General features: G+C 40.5%; 2 rRNA genes. Both read right to left on the reverse strand.

From position 1 onward, the window contains the following. Window positions 1–163: ribosomal RNA gene (locus J3477_RS25965) — 23S ribosomal RNA — on the reverse strand; the annotation flags it as partial. A 230-nt stretch (window positions 164–393) separates the two neighbouring features. Then, a 16S ribosomal RNA gene (locus J3477_RS25970) occupies window positions 394–499 on the reverse strand; the annotation flags it as partial.

The raw sequence follows: 499 nt of genomic DNA on the forward strand, positions 1-499 counted from the left end.
GTATTCACTATAGGATACGTAGGGTTACCTACGTGAGTTTCCTCATTCGGAGATCTTTGGATCACAGGCTATTTGCGCCTACCCAAAGCTTATCGCAGCTTGTCACGTCCTTCTTCGGCTCTTGATGCCAAGGCATTCACCATGCGCCCTTTGTAGCTTGACCTATCAAATCAAATTTGAGTTACAAATTTGCTGATTTACTAAAATACTAGCGTGCATTTTAGCAATCAATTTATTACAAAGATTAGTAAATATCTTTACTTTAACTTATGTGCAATTTTCAAAGAACAATCTGAGATACTTGGTATCTCAAAATTAAACAGAGAGAGATTCTAACCAGAATTCGTATATATTAAGTCTGAAATGCATCAGTACTTAATAATTTCTCCATAGAAAGGAGGTGATCCAGCCGCAGGTTCTCCTACGGCTACCTTGTTACGACTTCACCCCAATCGCTGACCCTACCTTCGGCTGCTGCCTCCCTTACGGGTTAGCTCAC

The organism is Clostridium zeae (assembly GCF_017312485.1).
Classification (GTDB): domain Bacteria; phylum Bacillota; class Clostridia; order Clostridiales; family Clostridiaceae; genus Clostridium_AR; species Clostridium_AR zeae.